The organism is Thiomicrorhabdus heinhorstiae (assembly GCF_013391765.2).
Lineage (GTDB): Bacteria > Pseudomonadota > Gammaproteobacteria > Thiomicrospirales > Thiomicrospiraceae > Thiomicrorhabdus > Thiomicrorhabdus heinhorstiae.
In genome coordinates this window covers 331295-354638 of record NZ_JACBGI020000001.1, presented here as the reverse complement: position 1 = coordinate 354638, position 23344 = coordinate 331295, and the positions used below count along the sequence as shown (strand labels likewise).

Here is a 23344-nt window from a genome sequence, read left to right as displayed (position 1 = left end):
CTGTTTAAGATCAAGATTCGAGGATAAATCACAAAATTAATTTTTCTAAATCCAAGCCCTGTTTTAAGTCTTCTTTTCAGCTGCATGAGGAGTTTTATATTTATGGACTGGGCGGGTTGTATTGATGTTTTGGATTCAAGTTTGACGATAACTTTTGATAAATATTAAAAATTATTTTCCTTGCAGGCCACCGCTATGCAACAGGATGACTTGAGATCCGGCTGGGAGACGATTCTGTTCAATGTCTTCGAAAAAGGTTTTGAAGGTTTTTGCCGTGTAGACCGGATCGAGTTCGATTGAGAATTCCTGTTGGAATGAATGCATGAACTGCTGCAGTTCGGGCGGTTGTTTTGCATAGCCTCCGAAATGATGTTCGGTATCCAGAATCCAGCGATTATGTTTTGTAGCATCTCCAATCCAACGTCGAATGTCATGAATCAGATAGTCGCCTTGTTTGATGCTACAGACACCAATAAGCTGCTTGTTTGCGCGATAGGCAGTGTGGCGTATTAAGCCGGCTAGAGTCGCACCGGTTCCGACAGAACAATACAAGCGACTCCAATCAGGACATTGAGCGTCGATCTGTTGTGCAAGAATTTGGAGGCCCTCGATAGCCAGATCGTTACTGCCGCCCTCGGGAATGAAATAACCATCCGGATAGCGTTGCCGGTAGGTATGTATAAAATCCGCTTCATGGCGTCGTCGATAGTCGCGGCGGCTCAGGAATTCGAACTGCATGCCGTTCAAAGCCGCTTGTTCTAAAGTCGGACTCCAGTTCTCTTTATTTTCTGCTAACTCGTCGCCGCGGATCAGGCCGAGGCTTTTAAATCCGAATTCCTTGGCGGCAGCGGCCGTTGCGGCAATGTGATTGGAGTAGGCGCCGCCAAACGTAATCAGTGTCGATGCAGAATGTTTCTGCGCTTGTAAAAGGTTTAGTCTGAGCTTATGCCATTTGTTACCTTGGATCAGCGGGTGATTCAAATCGTCGCGTTTTACCCAGACTCTTAAGTGTTTTTCATTAAATACCGGAGCCTTTAGCTCGATTAAAGGAGTGGTTTTTTCTGAAAAAAAATGCTCCATTCTGCTAAAATTTCCTGTTAAAAAATAATAAAAGTGAAGATGGTCACGATGGCATTTTCGCGATTAGGGCGTCCAAGTTTACTATGCAGGATGCGCTTTTGGTCGAATTTTTCAAGCGATGGCGAATACGATCTTATTTAACCTCAATGAAGTGGAACCGGTTGAAATCGAGAGTGAATACTCCCGGAGGCCTGGTTCAGATTGATTATGGCCCGTTCACCTCGCCGTCAGCGCGGAGAAAGTGGCCGCTAAATATAATATGAGAGGAAGTCAATGGAGCAGCTAACCACTAGTTTGGATGTGTTGTTCATCCTGTTGGGTGCGATTTTAGTTTTATTTATGCATGCCGGTTTTGCATTTCTTGAGGTGGGAACGGTTCAGCATAAAAACCAGGTAAATGCTTTAGTAAAGATCATGAGCGATCTTGGGGTATCTACCGTCGCTTATTTCTTTATCGGCTATGGAATTGCCTATGGTGTTTTCCTCGGGTTCAACCTGGATGGTCAATTAACTCAGGCCATGACCGAGAAATCCGGTTACGATCTGGTTAAATTCTTTTTCCTGATGACGTTTGCGGCGGCAATTCCGGCGATCGTCTCGGGGGGGATTGCTGAAAGAGCACGTTTTTATCCAATCCTTTTAGCGACCTTTCTGACGGTTGCCTTTATTTACCCGCTATTTGAAGGGATCAGTTGGAACGGCAATTTCGGTATTCAAAACTGGCTTGAAGCGAGCTTTGGTGCCGGTTTCCACGATTTTGCCGGATCCATCGTGGTTCATGCCGTTGGCGGCTGGATTGCCTTGGCAGCGATTTTAGTCCTTGGCGCCCGCCATAACCGTTATGATTCCAATGGAAAAATCCGCAGTGTTTATCCGCCTTCAAGCATTCCGTTTCTGGCATTAGGCGCCTGGATTTTGAGTGTCGGCTGGTTCGGGTTCAACGTAATGTCAGCCCAAGCGGTCGGCGGAATTCAAGGTCTGGTAGCGATGAACTCCTTGATGGCGATGGTTGGCGGTATCCTTGCGGCGACTTTTTTCAGCAACAAAGATCCAGGGTTTGTACATAACGGGCCTTTGGCCGGTCTGGTGGCGATCTGTGCCGGTTCGGATGTTGTGAATCCGCTTGGTGCTTTGGTAATCGGCCTGGTTGCCGGATTGTTGTTTGTTAAGGCTTTCTCCTGGACGCAAAATAACCTTAAAATCGATGATGTTCTTGGTGTTTGGCCTCTACACGGTCTGTGCGGCATGTGGGGCGCTTTGGCGGCAGGTGTATTCGGTTCAACCGCGCTTGGCGGCTTGGGCGGGGTTTCCTTTGCCTCTCAGGTCGTCGGAACCTTGATCGGAGTGGCGATCGCATTTGTTGGTGGTTATCTGGTTTATTTCATCGTTCACAAGATCTCGAATTTACGCATGGACGACGAAGAACAATACTTGGGTGCCGATTTGAGTATCCACCGAACTCACGCCAATCCACCTAAAGAAGAATTTTAAATTTCTTGCTAATAAAATCCGTTAATTAGGTATAAGCCCGCCGGAAATAGGAATGAAAACTCCGATCTAAGGCGGGTTTTTTGTTATAGTGTCAGCAAAACAGATCCTAATTTTTGTTGGGATTTCCGTCGAAATCGAAAACAATAATAAAAACCGGCAGCACGCCAAGATCGTGTTATGGGAGTCTTTCTCCGAGAGACGATCTATAAACGTCTACAGAAACGAGTTCTAATGGAAAAATTATCCGCATCCCAGTTATACCGCTTTACCGAATTACCCGCTGACAGTTTGCATTTACGTGATAAATCTTTTCACGATCGAGACCAGAATATTCTGGAGTTTATGCAGCATTTTCACCCTCGTGCATATCAGTCCCTGAGTTTCGGACTGCACTTGAAACGCAATCAAAACCATATTTTTATTATGGGAGAGCCGGGAGTCGGTCGTATCGGCATGACTAAGGCGATGCTTAAGCAGGCAGCGCAGCAGAAAAATTTGCCGCCGGATGTGGTACTTGCTTCCGATTTTGCCGAAACCAATAAAACCCAATACCTGTATTTTGAAGCGGGACATGGGCATGAATTCAAACTGGCGGTCGAGTCGTTTATTACTCAGTTGAAATCACAGCTTCCGGTCTTGTTTGACGGGCATGCATACCAGCTGCGCAGTCAGATGCTTGAAAATGAAATGGCAGAAAAGCAGCAGGCTATGTTGCAGCCGGCGTTTGATCTAGCCGAAGAGTTGAGTATTGAAATCAATCAAAACGACAACGCCTTCGTTCTAAGTGCGGTTGTCGAAGATCAGCGATACCGATTGGCCGATCTGAAAAACTTCGATGAAAACACGCAAAGATTCTTTATGGATGCGTTTGATCAAGTCGAGGAGGCATTAAATAAAGGTCTCAGCCATTTTCCGTTTTTGCAGCATGAATTCATGGATGCCGGTAAAAAGCTGAATACCGAAGTGGCTAACGAGCATCTGGAACCGTTGGTTAAGACGCTTAAAATGGAATTCGGCAAGACGAAAGAGATCAACGATTATCTTGATGCTCTGCAGGAGAGTGTGGTTGCTAAATTGCACCTTTTCTGGGATCAGAACGCCGATCAGGTGACTTCCAGCCAGCAGGCGACGATGGATGAGCTGCTTTCCGAGCAGCAGGGGATGGCGATTTTCGAAGTCAACCTGCTGGTCGATCACCGCGGTTTAAAACATGCTCCGGTTATCTATGAGCAGAATGTCACCATGCCGAAACTATTTGGTTATGCAATTAATTCTGCGACGGCGCAGGCCACCGACACCCTGACTCTGGCGATGAACCATCAGGCAGGTCTACTGCAACAGGCCAATCATGGCTTTTTGATTCTGAACATTCAATCACTGTTGAAAGACCCTGAAATCTGGTCGAACCTGAAAGCCGCACTAATGAGTAAGAAGCTGACATTCGAAGTACCGTCTTCCAGCAGCATCGTTCCTTACCATTTACCGGATTTTCCTCTTAACGTTACGCTTGTACTGGTTGGCCAGGCGGCACACTTTTATGCTTTGCAGGAGATCGACGCGCAATTCAGCCGTCTGTTTAAAGTTCAGGTTGAGTTTGAAGTCGAGCTGTCGAGAAATGACGAGCATGAACTGACGCTGGCCAAACAGTTGGCATCCGAGATCGAAGATTGGGACGATCTGCCGGTTAAGGTGTGTGCCTTTGAGCGTTTGATTGAATACGCTTCGCGCATGTCCGAAGATCAAAACCGTCTGTATACCAATAAGGCGATTTTGCGTGATGTACTGGCCGAAGCGAATGCTTTTGCTCGAGCGGGCGGTAAGGATAGTGTTGACCGTGAAACCATCGAAGCGACGATCGTACAGCGCGATTTTCATACCGGTTTGATGGAAGAATATTATCACCGTGCCATTACCGACCAGCAGGTGTTGATTTCTACCGAAGGAGAGCACGTCGGTATGGTCAACGGTCTGACGGTGTTGACGGTTGGTCGTCAATCTTTCGGTCAGCCGGTGCGTATTACCGCACAGTCGTCGGCAGGGGATGAAGGGGTGCTGGATATTGAACGCGAAGTCGATATGGCCGGACCGATCCACTCAAAAGGGATGTTGATTCTTTCCGGTTATATCCGCGGTCGTTATATGAAAAACCGTGCCTTGGGATTCAGCGGCTCGATCGTTATGGAGCAATCCTATAATGGAGTAGAGGGAGACTCGGCTTCTTCGGCAGAATTACTTGCCCTGGTTTCGTCGATCGGGCAGTTCCCGATGCGTCAGGATTTGGCAATTACCGGATCGATCAACCAGTTTGGTGAAATCCAGCCGATCGGCGGGGTTAATGAAAAAATCGAAGGTTTCTACAAAATCTGCGCAACGCGCGGACTGACCGGTCGCCAAGGGGTGATGGTTCCGCAGGCTAATGCCAAACATCTGATGTTAAATGAAGATGTGCGTAAGGCGGTTGAGCGTGGTGAATTCCATGTTTATACCATGAAACATATCGACGACGCTTTGGAACTGTTTAGCGGGATTAATGCCGAAGAAGCTAACCGATTGGTTCAGCAAGCTCTAGAGAAAATGAACGAAAAGGACAACGAGGACGATTGATCAATCGCCACAACTTATTTGTTGTTTTGAAAAAAGCCGCTGGAAAGCGGCTTTTTTATTCGGAGTTTATACCGTTACCTTATAGTACAACGATGTTCGCTGCTTGAGGTCCTTTTGGGCCGTCAACAATGGTAAATTCCACTTTTTGGCCTTCCTGAAGCGTTTTAAAGCCATCTCCGGCAATTGCGCTGAAGTGGGCAAAAACATCTGCACCAGAATCTTGTTGAATAAATCCGAACCCTTTTGTTTCGTTAAACCATTTTACGGTACCGGTATGTGTGGTAGACATAGACTTTCCTGTTTGTTACTTAATTTTGTAAATCCGGCGGTGTTAATTTAATGAACCGCCTAACAAGCATAACATATGACATGGATTTACAAACTTGCCGGACCGGATATGAAGTCACGGATGCGTCAGGTTATAAATAAACGCCGAATTAATGCTCAATGTCCATTATAGTCATAAGTGCCATAACACTTTGAGTTTTATTGTGCTTTTTCACATAAACGTCATATTTATATAGAAAATTGGCGGGGATTTACCTGAAAAAGTATCGGGAGACCGGATTGCTCCCGATGACGTGTTATAGGTAAGCGGTTAGTTACCGTTGTTGACGATGTAGAAAATCCCGCCGACAGTGATTAATCCAACCAAGGCGCTGGTTGCTATTCCGGTTCCGCTTTCACTCGCTTCATCAGCGGTTCCGGCCGCCTCACCAGGCGCTTTATAAATAATTTTATCGCCTTCGATAACTCCAGGCGGGCGAGGGCCGTTACCTTCATAGGTAACCTGACCGTCTTTAACAATGGCGGTTGCTTCTTCGGCAGCATACGCTTGAGTAAACGGTAGTAGGGTTGAGATAAGCGCCAAGCTTAAAAAAGACTTCTTCATGGACTTCCCTTATAGATGTGTATCAAATTGATTGGATATTTATTGTTATGTTTAAGCGCTATTATTCAATAAAAACGGCTTAAAGTACAATCGCATCGCCTTGATATGGCAGGTGATTTCGTGTTTTTTACTATTTTTACAGCGAAATAAAAAAGCCGTTAAAAGAATTTAACGGCAAAGACCTGTAACACGGCTGGTATGGGGAAGGCCGCGTTAAGGCCGACTCAACAACTTTTACTCTTAAATTGAGCGGTATGCTTATTTTGAGCCAAGGGGCAGGAAAACTTTTGTTGCAGCGGTTGTTGGCCTCGCTTGTCAGGAGGGGGAACGGCTGTAGAGATAGAGCGCTATTTGACCGATATTCAGATAGGGCTTGATAGCGAACGCTGCAGTTGTAGCAAAGGATTTAATCCGAAGAAACCATCCGCAAGAACCTGTGGCAGAGTTTTCATTTGCGTTTTGCCCTTTTGTCGTTTGGCGTTGACGGCTCTTTTCCCTTCGATTGGCACGGTGATTGGATGTAAAGATGGAATCGACTAAAAGGTTAGATTTTTTTAGTTTCATTGCTATAGCCTCCATTCGAATTTTATCTTGTGTAAACACTAAGATCGTTGTGCTTGAGGCTCAGATTAGAGTTCGGTTATTGATAAGTAAAATTAATTTTTACTTGGTGTTTGATAGTTATTTTCAAAGTTAATTGTTGATTATATTCTGAAGTCTATCGCTTGTATCATTCGGAAACAGCGATTTTATGCGGTCTGGTGGTTGTTTTTATACAGTGAGTGAGGGGGCGTTCTGATTTAGAAAATCAGCCGAGAGCTGAAGTAACGCTATTTTCGATTTTATTTATGCCTGTATAAGTAGAATTATTTTTTTGAGGCTTTGGCCTGCTTTTGTAATCTGCGGCGTTCTTTTCTTTCCTGCCAGCTTTTTATGACGTGCTGACGCCATAGTAAATGAATCGTCAAGTAGCCCAAGAGTCCGAGAACGATACCGAGCACCAAGCTTCCAAGGTAGAGCGGAAGCCATAAATCACCTAGAACATTGGTAATCCAGTGCCAGCTTAATTCAAATCCTAACTCTTCCTGAGCTTCTTGTCCTAAAATATACGTACCAACTAGGTAATTAAAGTAAAAGATTGGCGGCATAGTCAGAGGATTGCTAATCCATACCAGAGCGATGCTGATAGCCAGATTAGCGCGGAAATAGATAGCGCAAAAGGCTGCGGCGACCATTTGTGACGGAATCGGAATAGCCATCCAGAAAAGACCGATAAGGAATGCTTTGGCGACTGAGTGACGGTGAAGATGCCAGATATTCGGGTTATGCAGCCATTTTCCCAAAAGGCCGAGTCCCTTCATATTTTTGATTTTTTCCGGGGTTGGAATGTAACGCTTAATGAGTTTTTTCGGCATGATGTTCTATTTTATCGCTGGCGTTGTGTTAGCCACAGTAAGCTTTTATCGGTTGGAACAACTTCCGCAACCGGCCGGCTTCATCTTTTTGTGGGGATTGGCAACGCTATTCTGGCTAGTGTCACTCTTTTTTAGCGCTCGTCTAAAGACCCCGCAATCACGCCAATTTGTCATTAAAGGTTTAAATCTGGTTTCGGGTGTCATTATAGGTGGATGGTGGCTCTTTGGGCAGTCTTTTTTTATGACATTTCTGTTAGAGAAGGATTTTTCTCAACCGGTTCAGGTGGTCGGTGAGCTGGTTGAGTCACCGCATGTCGAAAATAGCGGTCAAAGGATCAGGTTATCATTTTTTATGGATCTTCAGGAAATTGCCCCGGCAGAACAGCAGCTGAATGAGAGACCTGTGCAATCTGCCCGTCATTTTCGTTATGGTTTTCGGCCTCGGATCCAGTTGAGCTGGTATTTGGATTCAGATAGGTACCAACAACTGTCGAAGAATCATTTGATGCCAAAAGCGGGAGAAACCTGGGCATTTTTCGTTAAGTTAAAACCGAATCACGCCTGGCAGAATCCCGGTAGTTTTGATTATGAAACCTGGAGAATGCAAAAGGGCATCCGCGCTTCAGGCTATGTTTTGCAACGTTATCACGGACAGGTTTATCCTGATCCGCAGGTTTTGTCGACATCTCGTTTTTCCGACCTGAGAGGAGAGCTGATGCAGGTGGCAAAGCGCTTGTATATGGAATCCGATTTTCAGGGAATTTATCGGGCTTTGACTTTAGGCGATCGCTCAGGCATATCCCAGCAGGATTGGCGTTTGATGCAGACGACCGGTACCGTTCACTTAATGGCCATTTCCGGTATGCATATGAGTATTATGGCATGGCTCGGTTATCAGCTGTTTGCCGGAATATGGTGGCTTGGAGCCTACAGGGTCAGGCGTTGGCAACGACCACAGTTTGCGATTTTCGGGGCGGTCATGCTGGCCACGTTCTATTTGCTCATTTCAGGAGCGGCGATCCCGACCCAGAGAGCGTGGTTGATGGTCATGGCCGGGCTGTTGTTTTTAGCTTTGCAACGGACATTTCAAGCGTGGGTAGCTCTGGCGTGGGCGATATTTGCAGTCATAATCTGGGACAGCGCATCAGTATTGAGTCTCGGTTTCTGGTTGTCGTTTCTGGCAGTAGCACTGATTTTTGTGCAATTGCCGGTGTTACAAAGACTGGGTCGCTGGAAAGGATTGTTCTATCTGCAGATCTGGCTGAGTCTGGCCTTTATTCCGGTTACTGCCTGGGCGTTTCATGCGATTCCGACCTATTCCTTTCTGGCAAACTTGATTGCCGTACCCTTGGTCGGATTTGTGATTCTGCCATTGTCTTTAGTGGCTCTGATCACGGCAGTTTTCTGGCAACAAGGCGCCATATGGCTGGTCGAACTGAATGATAAGGTGATGTCGGTTTTATGGTCGTTGTTTGCAACGATCGATAGTTGGCCTCACTCTTTGTGGGTTATCGGTGATTTTCCTCTGATTGCGCTGCTGCTGTGTTATTTGCTGTTGATTTACGGATGGTGTAACCGAACGATGGTAAAGGGGATGCTCTCTTTGGGCCTGGCTTTCGGTTTAATAATAGCATCGATCGGAGGTGTTTTTTTAACACGGCCGCAAGATGAGGCATTTCGTATGACGGTTCTGGATGTCGGCCAAGGACAGTCGCTGGTGATCGAAACCCGTAATCATCTGGTGGTTTACGATGCGGGGCCAAAACTGGGGAATCGCACTGATGCTGCGAGAATTGCCGCTATTCCATATATAAAGTTTCGCGGTTGGTCAAGGATCGATTATCTATTAGTCAGCCATTCGGATATCGATCATGCGGGGGGTGTACAAAGTTTATTGGATGCTTTTACCGTCGGCCGAACTTTAACTGGTCAGCCGCTACAGTTAAACAGCAGCGTTCACAAGACTCACCTTAATCCCCTGGTGAATTTTCAGACTTGCAAGGCAGGAACCCGTTGGCAATTGGACGGGGTAGCGTTTTCATTTTTATCACCCTGGGCTGAGGAAGGGGAAGGCCAAAAGCTAACAAGTGATAATGACCGTTCGTGTGTGCTTAAAGTTACCACCGGCGATAACAGTGTTTTGATCCCCGGGGATTACTCCTCCAAAGCGGAGCAACAACTGCTTCTACGTTCGCAAAAGGATTTGCCTTCGCAGATATTAATCGCCGGACACCATGGCAGTCGTTATTCGACTTCGCGAAAATGGTTGCAGGCAATCGATCCGGATTATGTGATTTTTTCTTCCGGATATAGCAACCGCTTTGATTTTCCCAATCAGGAAACGATACAACGTCTGGCAGATAAAGTAGCATGGTGGAATACCGCTTGTTCAGGAGCCTTGACTTTTAATATAGATGCCGAACGGATCGCCTTGCAAATGCCTTATCGACAGCAACAAGCACTCTGGTATCGACATCAGTGCAGCCCAGAGTTACAAGGACGAAAGTTTCAGGTAAAACAGGAGTAGCTAAGTCCAGTGTTTCGCGCATGAAGGGCGGAAAATTTGATATGATCACTTTTTTAATCGATCGAGGAGTCGGCGGTGAGTTGGCCGCAATTTTGGAGCAGAAAAGGTCTGGTAAGTTTATCGCTGTGGCCGTTGTCTAAATTGGTTTGTTGGGAAGCGTCAAGACGCTTGAATCGCTTCCGTTCCCAAGCACCAGTTAAAAAATCTGCAGCGACGGTGATTGTCGTCGGTAACCTTGTGGTTGGCGGAAGCGGTAAAACGCCATTTATTATCTGGCTGGCTCAGGCATTACAGGCCAAAGGTTTCAAGGTCGGAATTATCAGCCGTGGCTACGGTGGTCAGAGTGATCGTTGGCCGCAGTGCGTCGAAGAAGACAGTAACCCGCGTCAGGTCGGGGACGAACCTTTGATGCTGGCCAAGCGTCTGGGGTGCCCGGTTGCAGTCTCTCCAAAACGCATTGAAGCCTTGCAGCTTCTGGATCAGAAATCACCTTGCGATGTGGTGATCAGTGATGACGGATTGCAGCATTACGCCTTACCGCGTGATATTGAAGTCGTCTTATTCGACAGTATTCGTGGTTTCGGCAATCGTTTCTGCCTGCCTGCCGGCCCTTTAAGAGAGCCGATGCAACGCTTGGCTTCGGTGGACTTTGTGGTCTCCAACGGCGAGTGGCCGTCGATTCGTCGTCTTAAAGTCGATCGTGAAAAGACTTTCAGTATGCAACTGCGGCCGATTGAGTTTTGCCGGGTCGATGACCCGCAGATTCGCTGCAATTTGAACGACTTTTCAGGGCAGGAGGCAGATGCGATTGCCGGTATAGGAAACCCGCAACGTTTCTTCGATACGCTGATCGATCTAAATATTTCATGTAAAGGTGTGGCTTTTGCAGATCATCACTCCTACATCGAACCGGATTTCGATGGATTCCTGCCGACAAAACCTTTGCTTATGACTGAGAAAGATGCGGTAAAATGTCAGCCAATTGCAAAACGGCTGGAACGTACCAATTGGTGGTATTTAAAGATTGAGCCGGTTTGTAATGAGGCACTGGTGACCAAAATCCTGCAAAAGATCAGCCAGGCTGCCAAGACTTGATGCGGCAATTTCTGTTCCATTGAGTTGCATCAAGATCGATAGCGAAATTATTCAAAAAATAAAAGAGTCATATAATGGACCCAAAACTGTTAGATATTCTTGTCTGCCCGGTCAGTAAAACCAAATTAATCTATGATAAAAACAGCATGGAGTTAATTTCGACCGCTGCCAATTTGGCTTATCCTGTGCGTGACGGTATTCCGATTCTATTGGAAGACGAGGCTCGGGCTTTAAGCGCCGAAGAAGTAGAAGCCTATCGCAAGAAAAAAGGGTAAGACTGAATGGGATTTGTGGTTGTTATTCCGGCTCGCTATGAGTCGAGCCGTCTGCCGGGTAAGCCTCTGATGGATATTCTCGGTAAGCCTATGATCCAGTGGACATGGCAGCAGGCGAAACAGAGTGGAGCCGAACGGATTATTATTGCGACCGAGTCGGAAAAAGTCGCCGGCGTTTGCCGCGCTTTCGGTGCGGATGTTTGCCTGACGGGCGAGCATCATCAATCCGGAACCGAACGGATTGCCGAAGTGATCGAGCTGTGCGAATTGAATGAAGACGATATTATCGTCAATGTTCAGGGCGACGAACCGATGCTGCCGGTCGAATTGATTCACCAGGTGGTTGATGGTCTGGAACAGAATCCGCATATCAATATGGCAACCTTGTGCGAGCCGATTGAATCGATTGAAACCCTGTTTGATCCGCATGCGGTTAAAGTCAGTCGCGATATTAATCAATGCGCGATTAATTTCAGCCGGGCACCGCTGCCGTGGGCGCGGGACAATTTTGCCAAGGAACCGAAAACTCTACCGGACAACTGGCATTACAAACGTCACATCGGCCTGTATGCGTACAGAGCCGCATTTGTAAAACAGTATGTTGCCTGGCCGGAATGCGATTTGGAACATGTGGAAAAACTCGAACAGCTTCGAGTTTTGTGGCATGGCGAAAAAATTCTGGTTCTTGACGCCTTGACCGATGCGGGAGTGGGTGTCGACACCGCCGAAGACTTGAAAACCGTACAACGTTTGTTGTCGCTAAGCGTTGACGGACAATAAGAGACGGCAGTATGTTGAAGTACATTACCTTGCTGATAGTCGTGTATTTTTTCTACTGGTTGCTCAAGCAGAAAATTCGCGAACGTAAGATGGAAATAAAAGGTGAAGTCGTCAGCAAGCAGCCGATCCGTCCAATCACTTTGATGAGTTTTATAATGGTCGCCGTTTATGGCGGCTATATGTTGTATTACCTGCTAACGTCTCAAGCTTCCTGAAATAGCCTGATCTCTCTATTTTCTTCCAAGGCGTTATCCTAAAAATTGAATTTCTTAAGATTCACTTCATCTTTTGCTGTGGCGGTTTGTGCGGATTTATGAATAATAGAATGAACTTATTTATACATAGGGAAATGTAATATGTCTGTTGTTTCTTTTCGCTGGCTGCGTTTTTCTGCGCTGCTTGAAGGGTCGTCATTATTGCTTTTATTGCTGGTTGCTGTGCCTTTAAAACGCTTAGCCGATATGCCGGAAGCGGTTGCGATTGTCGGGCCGATACATGGTGTCTTGTTTTTATTCTTCATTTCCATGCTGTTTTCACATGCCGCACGCGGCGATTTAAGCGCTAAGCAAACGCTGATCGGTTTTATCGCTTCTTTTATTCCAACCGGAACCTTTATTTATAAGGCAAAAGTGTTAAAAAGCACTTAAGCGAGCATTTCCAAGTCTAAAATCATATATTTTTGTTAATGATTCTTATAATTTTTTATAAACATCATTAACAAAAATGCTCATTATAATGGAACCGTTTTCAATAAATTGACGGGGAAATTTATGAGCAACGATGCCTATATTTTTGATATTACTGATAAAAACTTTGACGATCTGGTTATTCAGAATTCACATCAATTACCGGTAATATTGTTATTTATGGGAGTTTATTCCGGACCATGCATTACCATGGAGCGGAGCCTGAGTGAATATGCTAAAGATTTCAGCGGTCAATTTATTTTCGCCAAGGTTGATATTGATGAGCAGCCGGAATTAGCGAAGTCCTTCGATATTCAAAATGTTCCGACAACCTTTGTCATGCGTGACGGTGAAATCGCCGAAGCGGTTGAAGGTTTTATCGAAAATGAAGAGTTAGGCATTCTGTTAAAGGGATTGGGAATTTACCGTCGTTCCGATGAATTAAGAGAGCAGGCGCGTAGCGTCTATCTGCTGGGGAATGTCGCCGAAGCCGTTCGACTTCTGACCGAAGCGATTCAAGCCGATCCGGGTAACGTCCGCGTGGCGATGGATATGACGCAGATCATGATCGATCTTGACCAGCTGGAACAAGCGACCGGACTCTTCAATCGTCTGCCGGATTCGGCCAAATCCTCACAAATGGGTAAAGCCTTGATCGGGCAGTTGACCTTTAAGGGACTGGCGGCTAAAACCATCGGTAAAGACGCCTTGCTAAGTGTGGTGCAAAACGGTAGCGAAGATCCTCAAACCCGTTTCGATTTAGCCTTGTGCTTGGTGGCCGAACACGACTATTCACAGGCTATGCAGCAGTTGTTTACCATCCTGAGACAAACTCCGGGGTTTAAAGAAGGTGCGGCCAAGGAGCTGGCGGTAACGGTCACCAATATGCTGGAAGTTAACGAGCCGCAGATGTCTCAGCAATTCCGTCGTCAGTTGGCTAATCTGCAAAACTAACCTTAGGCGGCAGCTGTAAAGAAATCCAAGGCCCGGCCGATAACTTATTTTAAGTTTGTAAAAAGGGCCTTGTTTATGTCAGCAGACAATCATGAAAATCTCATCCACCTGATTTACATCAGCTCTTCTAAACAAGTTCTACCGCAATCGGAGATCGACGGCATTTTGCAAAGCAGTCGTCGTAATAACGGTGAAATGGATGTTTCAGGTATGTTGCTCTATGCTGATAATACCTTTTTCCAGGTTTTGGAAGGCGAGCTGTCTAAGGTTGAAGCTCTGTACGACAAGATTTCTGCCGATCCACGCCATCTCAGAGTGATGAAACTGATTCAGGAACCGATCGAAGAGCGTGACTTTGCTGATTGGACTATGGGCTTTTCCGGTATGACTCGTCAGCAGTTGAATCAGATTGATGGTTTAAATGATTTCTTCCTGTCGGGAGAAAGCTTGATCTCTCTTGATGAAGGGCGGGCACGTAAACTTCTCTTGGCGTTTAAAGATGGTGCCTGGCGCCAACAGCTCCGTTAAGTGCGTTAATTGGAACTGTCGCGCGCTTTGTTCACTAAGTTACATAGATCCGGCAGGGCGCGAATAAAGCGTTCCGTCGGCCTCTGATAAAGGTCGTTATTGACTCTGAATATATGGCGGTTTTTTACCGCCGTGATAGTGGGGTAACGCATCCAGGCGGTCTGCCAGTCTTTTTGAAATGCCTTATCACCTCCGAGTAGAATCAATTGCGGATCACGTTGCAAAACCGCTTCCAATGAAATCTGGGCACTCAGACTAGGTAGATCGTTAAAAATATTTTCCGCATTGCATAGTGCCAGTCCCTGACTGATAAATTGCTCTTTTCCCATGGTAATCAGTGGGTTATTCCATATTTGATAGAAAGTGCTCACGTTTGCTTTACGCTGATTTTGTTGGCGAATTTCCTGCAAATGCGCCTGCAATTCATCGGCTGTTTTGATTGCCGTCTCGTCGGTTCCTGCCAGTTTTCCGATTGCTAAAATCGTGGACGGAATATCTTCCAGCTTATGAATTTCGTTTTCTACGACCCGAAAGCCCAGAGACTTCAAACGTTCGATATCCTGCAATCGATTTCCGGATTTCCAACTCAGGATGATATCGGGTTTCAGTTGAATCAGGGCTTCGAGGTTTAAGCTATTGTAATCGCCGATGACAGGTAGTTTTTCAGCTTGTGGAGGATAGTCGGAATAGTTGACGACGCCGACGAGATGATCGCCGGCTCCGGCTGAATAAATCATCTCGGTCAGATGTGGCGCGAGGCTGACGATTCGTGGTAAAATCGATTTTTCAGAATGGTTGTCGGCGGCAAAAAGTGGTTTGACGGACAGCAGGTAGATAACACCGATTAGAAATGGCGCCATCAGTCTTAGTCGGTTGCCCCCCAAAAACACTAGAAATCGATCCCTTTTTGCGCCTTGATTCCGCTGGTATAGGCGTGCTTTTCATCTTTGATTTCCGACACCGTATCCGCCAGTTCGCGTAATTCGTCCAGTGCCGAACGTCCGGTGACCACAACATGCTGCATCCCCGGTCGTTCGCTAATGGTATTGAGTACGAGATCCTTATCCAGATAGTCGTAACTCAGTAAGTAAGTAAGTTCGTCTAAAACGACCAGATCGTAACTTGGGTCTTGAAGCATGTTGCTGGCGATTGCCCAACCTCTCTCCGAGGTGGCAATATCCTGATCTCGGTTTTGCGTCTCCCAGGTAAAACCGTCTCCCAATACATGCCATTCGCAATTCGGTTGTGCTTTGAAAAATGCCTCTTCACCGGTGTCGGTGCGGCTCTTGATAAACTGGCAAACACCGACTTTCTGACCATGACCAAGTGCACGAGCCACCATGCCGAAAGCAGACGTTGATTTACCCTTGCCGTTACCGGTAATGACCAGCAACAGGCCTTTTTCACTATCAGCCCGGGCAATCGATGCATCGATCTGCGCCTTTTTTCGCTCCATGCGAATTTTGTGATAATGGTTTTTTTTCTCTTCCGGGGTCATATCTATCCTTTTGTGCTTAACGGCAAAATTGACTGTATCAGCTGTGCGTGAGCAGTTGCAAAATTTTCTCTAAATCCAGGTTTTGTTCAAAGCAGTCGGCGAGGCGGTCGATCTGCCGTTCGCGAAATTGGTTGAAACCGAATGGTGTGCCGTTTTTTAATCCGGACCAGTCAAGAAAGGTGCTCAGAGCTTGCGGCTGATCGAACAGGCCGTGGCAGTAGCTGACCAAAATTTGTCCGTCTACGCCGATGGCACCGTCATGTTTGCCATCCTCAAAGAGGATTGCCGGTTTTAAATCGCCGAAATCGGTCTGGCCTTGATGAATCTCGTAGCCTTGAATTTGCACTTCGTTTTTCGTATCGAAGTTTAGCTTGCCTGTACGATTGATCAGCTTCTTCTCTGTTTGATAACGGGTTGAATAAGGCATAAATCCCAAGCCGTCAGCTTCTTTGATTTCCGATTCGATGCCATCCGGATCAAACAGCTTTTGGCCGAGCATCTGTAAACCTCCGCAAATACCGACCAATTTGCCGCCATAGCGCAGATGTTTTTGCAGGTAGCTTTTCCAGCCCAGCGATTCCAGCCAGTTCAGATCGAAGAGTACGCTTTTCGATCCGGGAAGTATAACCAAATCAGCCGATGGAATCGTTTCTTCGTGCTTGACCCAGCGAAAATTCACTTGTGGATGTTGAATGAGCGGATCAAGATCGGTGTGGTTGGAAATGTGCGGCAGCAGAGGGCAAATGACATTTAGATTTTGTTCATTATCAGTTTGAATCTGCTGATTCAAACTGACGGAATCTTCGGCATCCAGATGCAGGCCGTGCAGATAGGGCAGAACGCCTAGAACCGGTTTACCGGTTTCGCTTTCCAGCCAATCCAGTCCGCTTTGTAATAATTTAATATCACCGCGGAAGCGATTGATAATAAAGCCTTTTATTCGATCCCTTTCAGATTCACTCAAACATTGTAAAGTGCCGATAATATGTGCAAACACACCACCTCGATCAATGTCGGCGATGAGAATAACCGGACAATCGACGGTTTCGGCAAAACCCATATTGGCGATATCGCCGTGACGCAGATTGACTTCGGCCGGTGAGCCGGCACCTTCGACGAGAATATAGGGATATTGCCGCGAGAGAATTTGAAAGGAATCGAAAACCGCCTGGGCGGCTTTCGGTTTGTAGGCATGGTAGTCCATCGCATTCAGGTTGCCGATGGATTTTCCTTGCAGGATGACTTGCGCGCCGGTATCCGAATTTGGTTTCAGCAAAACCGGATTCATATGTACCGAAAGCGGCGCTTTAGCCGCTACGGCCTGCAGCGCCTGCGCACGGCCGATCTCTCCGCCGTCTTCGGTGACCGCCGAATTTAGCGCCATATTCTGCGGTTTGAAGGGCGCAACCTTTAAACCTTTTCTGTACAGAACGCGGCACAAACCGGCAACCAGCGTGCTTTTCCCAGCATCGGAAGTGCAGCCTTGAATCATTAAGACACCGCGAGTGGCCATGGCGATCCTTTAAGGTAACGAAAAAAGTAACGAAATTTATAGGTGACCGCTGATACCGATTGAATATTGACGCCCACCATTGCCGTAAACATAGGTTGGAGTGATACTACCGTCACGCGGCGAGGCGACGGCTGTCGTGTAATCCTCGTCAAACAGATTCATTACCTTCGCATAGAGCGTGATATTCGCTGTTGCACGGTAATCGGCACTGATATCCGTGATCAGATATTCACCGATCTGGGCACCTTTCTGATCCGCCATGTCGTATTGAGTGCCGACATAACGAAGTTCCATACCGACACGACTGCGATCGAAGCCGAAATAATCCAGCTGGAGGTTTGCCATCTGCTCCGGGCGACGTGCCAGCCACATGCCTTGACCGTCTTTAGCGGTTTGCTGAGTGAAATTAAAAGCATAATCCAGATTCCAGCTTTCGATACTGTTGCGATAGCTTAACTCGATGCCTTCATAGATCGATTTGCCATTTAGGTTGGCGTAGCTGCCGAAAGAACCGAGACTTGAATCCCAATCGATTTCATTGTCGTATTCAGAGCGGTAATAACTCAGGCTGAAGTTTTGGCTGCCGAGGCTGATATCGTAACCTTCCTTGGTTTCCGAATCGAGTGTGCCGAGATAGGTGTAAGCCTGTTCGGCCAGCGAAGGTGCGCGATAGGCGGTACCGTAGTTGGCTGAGAGATACCAGTCGTCTTGCAGGTAGAATTTACTGCCGACTTTACCGGTTACCTTGTCTTTGAAACGATCGTAAAGATCATTGCGCACCGATAGATCCCAGATCCAGCGATCAGCCAGGAAACGGCTGCTGTGCGCCAAGCCGTAGCCGTCATGCTCGTAATCGTTGGCCGGATTGGTATCGCTGGTTAAATTTCTGTGTTCCGCGAAAAGGGTCAGACTGTGGTTTTCTGCATAATCGTAGCCTAGTTTGGCATTGGTTTTCACCAGGCTGCCTTGAGAGTAGGTGGTCGAGGTGTCGGTTTTCTGAACAGCGGCCTGCGCACGAAATTGCTCGAATTGCCCCTGATATTGCAGTTGTTTGATCTGGTTACTGTAATCACTTTGATATAGGGCATTCGGATCGGTTGCCAGATCGTAATCCGAAAGCGCATCCGAGCTGCGGGTCAAAAATTGAATCTGCTGGCCTTCCGCCGGGCGAACACGTAGTTTAAAACCGATGTCGGTCTGCTCAAATGCATCGTCTTCCAGCCCGTTTAAACTGCCTTTATAGGGTTGAACGGCAGAGAAACCGTCGGTGCTGATACGTGAGAAATCGATCGAAAAATCTGCCTGCTCGTTACCGGCGCCGAGAGCGGCAGACAATTTTTGCGTTCCGTAGGAACCAAGTTGCAAGTCGACCTGAGCTTGTTGGCCACCGGGTTTGGTAATGATGTTGATGACTCCGGCCATGGCGCCGCTTCCCCAGACTCCTGACTGCGCCCCGCGAATGATCTCGATGCGTTCGATATTATTCAACTGCAGGTTTTCGAAGTGAGCACCGGCGACACTCATCGGATCGTTCATTTCCACGCCATCCTGTAGTACCAATATACGCTTGGCACCTTCACCGCGCAGGAACATGGTGGTGACGGTTCCTAAACCTCCGTTATGCGAAACGCTGAATCCGGCTACGGACGCGACGACTTCATCCAGCGTTCTGTACTGTTTGGCACGGATTTCATCGCCGCTGATAACTGTGACATCGGCAGTCACATTGCGCAGGGATTGGGTTTCGTTATTGGCAGTGACGATGACTTGGTCAAGTGCGGCGTCGGTTTGTGCTTGTGCCGTTAAAGCACATAGTTGGGTGCCGCAAAGTGCTGCGACGGCAAAATAAACAGGTTTCATTTGAAGTCCTTCAATTCATAAATGTTATGAACGAAGGCAAAACGGTTCGTTAGCTTGGCTGGGTTAAATAGGCTCAAATTCACGCCGCATTGCCCTCCGCAATCGGTGGTTGGCGTCACTGTGAGCCAGTCACGCCGGGATTCAGGCCGGTCTCCGGGCTTAAGAGCATTTTCGAACCGCCTTCTCGGATCTATTCCAATGGCGACCGGGTTCGTCTTCTCTATTACCGTTGCGGGGGCAGCGTCGGAATGGCCTGCATTGAGCAGTCGCACCGAACTTCCCGTTTAACTCCATGAAAAGGAGCACCTGTATCAAGGCGAATTATAGCTTTCTCGGCACGGAATTTCCATACGTGCAGTCTATGTCTGTGGTCCAATCCATAGACAGATCGTTTTTTGATTTTGATACGTTGTAAAATGTTTTTTCCTCCAACGTCTTCAACAAGGAACCTCAATGGCGCAAATTGGAAAAATCAATGAATTAACGGTGGTCAAAGAAGTCGATTTCGGACTCTATCTGGATGGAGGAAAAGAGGGTGAAATCCTACTGCCGAAACGCTATGTGAGCGACGAGTGCAAAATCGGTCAAAAGGTAAAGGTTTTTCTGTATTTCGACTCGCAGGACCGGATTGTTGCGACGACGGAGTTGCCGAGAGTGTCGGTTGGAGAAGTGGCGTTTTTAAAGGTCAAACAGGTCAATCGAACCGGAGCGTTTCTGGAATGGGGCGTGCCGAAAGATTTATTGGTTCCTTATGCCGAACAGCGGATACCGATGGAAGAGGGGCGTAGTTATTGCGTGTATGTTTATCGGGACAACAGCGGTCGAATTGCCGCTTCCAGCAAGCTGAGTCTTTTTTTGACAGAAGATAACGACTTCCATTTCAAGCGAGGACAGGAAGTCGCGTTGATGGTGTGCAGCCGCAGCAAATTGGGTTATACCGCTGTGATCGAAGGGAGCCACTTAGGCCTGATTCATAATAGTGAACTCTTGCAACCCTTGCGAATGGGTCAGAAGTTGAAAGGCTATATCAAGTCGGTGCGTGACGACGGGAAAATCAACCTGACTTTGCAAAAGCAGGGCGAAGAGGGCATTGAAGAGATTGAAGAACGAATTTTAGCCTTTTTAAGCTCGAATGGCGGCATTTCCGATTTGACCGACTACTCATCTCCGGAAGCCATTTTTGAACAGTATAGGATTAGCAAAGCGCGTTATAAAAAAGCTTTAAGCCGACTTTACAAAGCGCGCAAAATTCTCATAGACGCCGAGCAGATCCGCTTGGCGTAAGGTTTGAGTGGAGGAGGAATAATGAGGCAGGCAAAACCGGATTCTCAAGATAATAACTCCTCCCTCTCCTCAAAAGAAGAGGGTGCGACTGTCGTTAAAAAATGGGCGGCAAACCTGATTACTTTTCTTGCTCTGCTTGCTTTACTTATTGCTGCCGGTGGTTTTATTGGTCTTGCTATCGGTTTTTCTATTGGCGCTGCTTGGTTTTTTCTTGATTTACGCAATAAACAAAGAGACGCAAAGAATAGCGGTCAAGGAAATACTAAGGGGCAAGAGCAAACCGCAAACGCTAATCCAGGTGCCAACAAAGCGGCAATTTGGATTCTTACCACGATTTCCATTCTGGTCCTTTTAATCGGTATCGGCGTAGCGCTTGGAGGAGGATTGGTGATTGCGCTGATAATGCTACTGTTGTTTGACGGCATCGCCAATTTAGCCTTTTATGCACCAGCGCTATTTGGCCTCTATAGCGGTGTTCTTCATTTCGGTAGTGCCAAAACGGCTTGGTTGTTATTGCCTGCGGCTATGTTGGCCGTACAGGGATATCTGTATTATGATCGGTATTTCTATAAGATTCCAACAGTAGAAGCTGAGTATGAATTCAATAAATTATGGGTTGAACCTGATTTGCTTAAGCCGAAATCGGTACTGTTCGTTCATGAAAAAAGTTTTGCCAGAACACTTGAAAAGGAAACAATAGAACGCGGCCTCTGCGGAAAGTTGTGTGCCGATCTTTTGTTGTCGAGACAGTTGGATACTTATGTCTTACAGCTCTGGGATCGAGGCGAATTACGATTTACCAAAGCCTTTAAGGCTGATCCCGTCTGTACAAATCGCAACTTAATTTCATCGTCAACACGCACCACGGTTACCAGCCAATACGGTAAGACAACCGGCGTACCATTTTCTGCTCTCCAAGCGTTTGACTTGTGTGTCAAAGAGGTACCACTGCAGGATTTGCCAAGTATTCGCGTCTATTACAACGTCAATGCCCGGAATCTACCTGGCGACGATTTTCAACCCGGTTACTCCGGCGTGACTCGTATAGAGCGCTGGCGAGATGGCCGAGGGGAAATTGTGGCGCATAATTACCGAAAACAAAAACCGCAATGGCGCCCGAATCATGCGCAAGTGATTGCCTTGCCTTTGATGATCGATCTATTCGGCGCGAATTCGAGCATGGGCTTCTCTTCCGATCCGCATTGGGTCAAAACCACTGTATATTTTCCTGATAAAGTAAACGAAAAAGAGAAAGATCTTCAGCGCTTTTTATTTTTACAAGCCTTCGGGTTTGAATCGGGCTTGAAAATTGACGTTCCCGAGCCTCTTCAGGCATGTACCTTGTTGAAAACGGCTTTGGATAAAGGTGAAGCAATGGATTCAGGTGCTGATGCCTATAGTTTGATTAGTCTTATGTCACTGTATTTACCGCAATATCAGTTTAATGGTGTCGCCGAAAAGGTGTTATTCGCGTCTCAGAATAAAGCGGTGATCAATGCGATCAATACCTATTTATATCGGGTCGCTCGAGAACAGACTCCATGTGGTTCGGGTAAAGAACCGCAAAATATTGACTGTGGTCTTGATGGCAGCGGTGATCTGCGCTATCAAGGAAAAGTATTTTGTTATCAGAAAGAACGCAATGTTAAATAACTATGAGGATTTTTCGATGAAACATCAGCAAACGATTTTGCCAAAACTGTTTTCCTCAGCCGCACTGATTGCTGCAATGGTGGTGCAGTCGGCTTACGCCTCCGATCTGGAAGCATGTTTAATGAAATACCAGAACAACGTCTGCGGTTTATTAAGTATGCAACAGTTTCAAAAATTAGTGCCGACGGACAGTAAAGATATTCAATTTACCCAAGAGGATGGTGAGGAAGAAGAGGGACAAGGTCGTTCATGTACTTTTTCACAGGATATGTCGGCTATGATGAATAGTTCGCAGCCGCAGAGTTATATGGAGATGCTTGCAAAAATACAAAGTGGGGTAGCAGTCGTAGTCGATCTGTCTAAAATCGATAAAAGTAGTTTTTCCGAATTGCCGCAGAAGTGGCAGCAGCGCCTGAGTGGCAAAAGCAATAAAGAGCTGTTTTATTTTATGGCAGACCCGAAGCAACGCGATGAATTATTCTCCGATATGGCAAATGAAACTATGCAGAAAGAGGGGGGGCAGATGTCTGCGGAAGAACGTCAAATGTATCAATCCATGATGCAACAGTTGAAAAATATGCCGAAAAGAGAAGCGGCAATGCAAAAGGTATCCGGTTACGGTGATGCCGCGGTTTGGGCATATCAAGGCAAGTTGGATCAACAAGGACAGGTTTCGTTTATGGGAATGATGTCTCCTCCTCAAGGTGAGCTTTCAGTTCTGCAAGGAGACTATATTCTGGGAATAAAAATCAAACATTCACAGCCTGAGAAGCAGAAAGACTGGGCCGAGAGTGTCCTTAGACAGGTACTGAAGAACTGTCAGAAATAGAATGACGATTGTAAATAACAAAGACAACGAATGAAGAAGAAAAACGGCTTATTACTTCTGCTGGCCTGGCTGATGTTGTTGATCGGGTTGATTTTAGGGGTTGCGTGGGACGGTATCTGGTTTGCGCGCTTCGGCAGTCTGGTGGTGCTGTTTGCGGTGATGAGTGAGTACTCACTCATGCATCGCGAACTGGATGTACTTTATCAGCGGCTTGAAAAGGTCGATGTCGGTGATGATATTCCTGACTTGTCGCCATCGAAATGGCACCGGAAAAAGGTCTGGTTATCGCATCTTACCGTGGTGTTGGGAACGCTTGTCTGGGGCTTTGGAGATTTATTATTTTCAATTTGACAAGTGTTTAGAATCAAATTGTTAAGCTG

The 23344-nt window shown here is 46.7% G+C and carries 22 protein-coding genes and 1 riboswitch; of the genes, 14 read left to right on the top strand and 8 right to left on the bottom strand.

Annotated features, from left to right (window positions below; all coding sequences use genetic code 11):
* Positions 1–171: 171 nt before the first annotated feature.
* The gene (locus tag H8792_RS01750) at positions 172–1080 is read right to left on the bottom strand and encodes a 1-aminocyclopropane-1-carboxylate deaminase/D-cysteine desulfhydrase (protein WP_194947407.1); all 909 of its coding nucleotides are present in this window, start codon (positions 1078–1080) and stop codon (positions 172–174) included.
* A gap of 273 nt (positions 1081–1353) precedes the next feature.
* On the opposite strand from H8792_RS01750, the gene H8792_RS01745 reads away from it, so the two are divergent.
* The gene (locus H8792_RS01745; RefSeq protein WP_194947406.1) at positions 1354–2571 is read left to right on the top strand and encodes an ammonium transporter; all 1218 of its coding nucleotides are present in this window, start codon (positions 1354–1356) and stop codon (positions 2569–2571) included.
* 231 nt (positions 2572–2802) lie between these two features.
* Entirely contained in the window at positions 2803–5175 is a 2373-nt protein-coding gene (locus tag H8792_RS01740; protein ID WP_194947405.1) for a Lon protease family protein, read from the top strand.
* A gap of 79 nt (positions 5176–5254) precedes the next feature.
* On the opposite strand, the gene H8792_RS01735 is transcribed toward H8792_RS01740, so the two are convergent.
* The 3 genes from H8792_RS01735 to H8792_RS01725 all read right to left on the bottom strand — a co-directional run bounded on the left by H8792_RS01735 (position 5255) and on the right by H8792_RS01725 (position 7482).
* Positions 5255–5464 carry a cold-shock protein gene (locus H8792_RS01735; RefSeq protein WP_194947404.1) on the bottom strand — a complete coding sequence of 70 codons (210 nt, stop codon included), beginning with the start codon at positions 5462–5464 and terminating at the stop codon, positions 5255–5257.
* 309 nt (positions 5465–5773) lie between these two features.
* Complete coding sequence (locus H8792_RS01730; RefSeq protein WP_194947403.1) at positions 5774–6067, bottom strand: hypothetical protein; 294 nt, start codon at positions 6065–6067, stop codon at positions 5774–5776.
* Between the two features lie 866 nt (positions 6068–6933).
* Positions 6934–7482: a DUF2062 domain-containing protein gene (locus H8792_RS01725; RefSeq protein WP_194947402.1), complete on the bottom strand. Its 549-nt coding sequence runs from the start codon at positions 7480–7482 to the stop codon at positions 6934–6936.
* On the opposite strand from H8792_RS01725, the gene H8792_RS01720 reads away from it, so the two are divergent.
* The 8 genes from H8792_RS01720 (at position 7466) to H8792_RS01685 (ending at position 14327) form a co-directional block, all read left to right on the top strand.
* Positions 7466–10009, top strand: a complete 2544-nt coding sequence (locus H8792_RS01720; protein WP_324187581.1) for a DNA internalization-related competence protein ComEC/Rec2 — start codon at positions 7466–7468, stop codon at positions 10007–10009. The two genes, H8792_RS01725 and H8792_RS01720, sit on opposite strands and share 17 nt — an antisense overlap.
* 75 nt (positions 10010–10084) lie before the next feature.
* The gene (gene lpxK, locus H8792_RS01715) at positions 10085–11104 is read left to right on the top strand and encodes a tetraacyldisaccharide 4'-kinase (protein WP_194947400.1); all 1020 of its coding nucleotides are present in this window, start codon (positions 10085–10087) and stop codon (positions 11102–11104) included.
* Between the two features lie 74 nt (positions 11105–11178).
* Complete coding sequence (locus H8792_RS01710) at positions 11179–11379, top strand: Trm112 family protein (RefSeq protein ID WP_194947399.1); 201 nt, start codon at positions 11179–11181, stop codon at positions 11377–11379.
* A gap of 6 nt (positions 11380–11385) precedes the next feature.
* Positions 11386–12159: a 3-deoxy-manno-octulosonate cytidylyltransferase gene (kdsB, locus tag H8792_RS01705; protein WP_194947398.1), complete on the top strand. Its 774-nt coding sequence runs from the start codon at positions 11386–11388 to the stop codon at positions 12157–12159.
* A gap of 11 nt (positions 12160–12170) precedes the next feature.
* On the top strand, positions 12171–12374 hold the full coding sequence (locus H8792_RS01700) for a hypothetical protein (protein WP_194947397.1): 204 nt from the start codon (positions 12171–12173) through the stop codon (positions 12372–12374).
* A 141-nt stretch (positions 12375–12515) separates the two neighbouring features.
* Entirely contained in the window at positions 12516–12806 is a 291-nt protein-coding gene (locus H8792_RS01695) for a DUF3817 domain-containing protein (RefSeq protein WP_194947396.1), read from the top strand.
* A gap of 123 nt (positions 12807–12929) precedes the next feature.
* Positions 12930–13799, top strand: coding sequence for a tetratricopeptide repeat protein (locus H8792_RS01690; RefSeq protein ID WP_194947395.1), 870 nt, complete (start codon positions 12930–12932; stop codon positions 13797–13799).
* A 75-nt stretch (positions 13800–13874) separates the two neighbouring features.
* Positions 13875–14327, top strand: coding sequence for a BLUF domain-containing protein (locus tag H8792_RS01685; RefSeq protein WP_194947394.1), 453 nt, complete (start codon positions 13875–13877; stop codon positions 14325–14327).
* A 5-nt stretch (positions 14328–14332) separates the two neighbouring features.
* On the opposite strand, the gene H8792_RS01680 is transcribed toward H8792_RS01685, so the two are convergent.
* Genes H8792_RS01680 through H8792_RS01665 form a run of 4 tightly spaced genes read right to left on the bottom strand, consistent with a single transcriptional unit; the run spans position 14333 to position 19198 of the window.
* Positions 14333–15187 carry a cobalamin-binding protein gene (locus H8792_RS01680; RefSeq protein WP_194947393.1) on the bottom strand — a complete coding sequence of 285 codons (855 nt, stop codon included), beginning with the start codon at positions 15185–15187 and terminating at the stop codon, positions 14333–14335.
* Positions 15188–15216: 29 nt separating this feature from the next.
* On the bottom strand, positions 15217–15825 hold the full coding sequence (gene cobO / locus H8792_RS01675) for a cob(I)yrinic acid a,c-diamide adenosyltransferase (RefSeq protein WP_194947392.1): 609 nt from the start codon (positions 15823–15825) through the stop codon (positions 15217–15219).
* Between the two features lie 37 nt (positions 15826–15862).
* Positions 15863–17338, bottom strand: coding sequence for a cobyric acid synthase (locus H8792_RS01670; protein ID WP_194947391.1), 1476 nt, complete (start codon positions 17336–17338; stop codon positions 15863–15865).
* A 36-nt stretch (positions 17339–17374) separates the two neighbouring features.
* Complete coding sequence (locus tag H8792_RS01665; protein ID WP_194947390.1) at positions 17375–19198, bottom strand: TonB-dependent receptor plug domain-containing protein; 1824 nt, start codon at positions 19196–19198, stop codon at positions 17375–17377.
* A 127-nt stretch (positions 19199–19325) separates the two neighbouring features.
* Positions 19326–19523: riboswitch (cobalamin riboswitch) on the bottom strand.
* A 128-nt stretch (positions 19524–19651) separates the two neighbouring features.
* Here H8792_RS01665 and H8792_RS01660 point away from each other — a divergent pair.
* From H8792_RS01660 to H8792_RS01645, 4 genes are read left to right on the top strand one after another with little or no spacing between them, the layout of a single operon-like run.
* Positions 19652–20482: a CvfB family protein gene (locus H8792_RS01660; protein WP_194947389.1), complete on the top strand. Its 831-nt coding sequence runs from the start codon at positions 19652–19654 to the stop codon at positions 20480–20482.
* Between the two features lie 21 nt (positions 20483–20503).
* Positions 20504–22135 carry a hypothetical protein gene (locus H8792_RS01655; protein WP_194947388.1) on the top strand — a complete coding sequence of 544 codons (1632 nt, stop codon included), beginning with the start codon at positions 20504–20506 and terminating at the stop codon, positions 22133–22135.
* 16 nt (positions 22136–22151) lie between these two features.
* Positions 22152–22964 carry a hypothetical protein gene (locus H8792_RS01650; protein ID WP_194947387.1) on the top strand — a complete coding sequence of 271 codons (813 nt, stop codon included), beginning with the start codon at positions 22152–22154 and terminating at the stop codon, positions 22962–22964.
* A gap of 30 nt (positions 22965–22994) precedes the next feature.
* The gene (locus H8792_RS01645; RefSeq protein WP_194947386.1) at positions 22995–23315 is read left to right on the top strand and encodes a hypothetical protein; all 321 of its coding nucleotides are present in this window, start codon (positions 22995–22997) and stop codon (positions 23313–23315) included.
* Positions 23316–23344 lie beyond the last annotated feature (29 nt).